The following is a 758-nucleotide window of genomic DNA, read 5'->3' on the forward strand; positions in this document are numbered from 1 at the left end:
CGCATAGTTTTGTGCTCCTTTCTAAATTAGTGTGCCCGCGGCTTCCTTACCGTGCGGCACAGGTCTGTGTTGCGCCGCCAAAGCGTCGTGGCCTTTAACGCTCTGGCTTATTGGCGCGGTACTATATTTCAGCCGGTAGCGACCCGGATGAAACCGAATGCCTTGGGCGCTGTCAGCGCCGTGATGGGGATACAGAACTTTTGCATCGTCATAATATTTTGGACAGCCCTGTTACAGGCTTTCAGGCGTGCGCACACGCCCTCTCGTTTCCCACTCTTCGATCCGGAAAACGCTGAGCGAAACACAATTCTCTGATTGAGCTTCGGTCAACGCTCCCCCGACCGAATCACAGGCACAAAACGCTGTCCCAGGCGGCGAAACCTCTGTGCAGGGCGGGACGACTCGACCCGCCGTTTTCAATATCTGTGTGCCGTGCCCTACGCGCAGGCGGCAAGCTGAGCAAGGCCCTGAGCCTTGATGTTTCTTGCGGCGTTGACCTCCCGGTCGTGGGTGGTCCCGCACCTGGGGCAGGTCCAGGTCCTTGCCCCGTAGTCCACGCCGCCCTGGAGCTGTCCGCAGACCGAGCAGGTCCGGGTGGTGGGGGTGTAGCGGTCCAGCAGAATGAGCTGCTTGCCCTGCCGCTCCAGCTTGTACCGCAGCAGCTCCCGGAACATCCGATACCCGGCGCTGGCCGCGCCGCTCCGGAGAGGATTTTGGGACATCTCCCGCAGCGCCTCCGACCTCATGCACACGGCGTC

General features: G+C 61.1%; 1 protein-coding gene. It reads right to left on the reverse strand.

The window, feature by feature from the left end; translation table 11 throughout:
- Nucleotides 1-437: 437 nt before the first annotated feature.
- Nucleotides 438-758 (reverse strand): zinc ribbon domain-containing protein (locus tag D1641_RS19015; protein WP_207708652.1); only part of this gene is annotated, 321 nt, incomplete at its 5' end.

The organism is Colidextribacter sp. OB.20 (genome assembly GCF_009911595.1).
Taxonomy (GTDB): Bacteria; Bacillota; Clostridia; order Oscillospirales; family Oscillospiraceae; genus Lawsonibacter.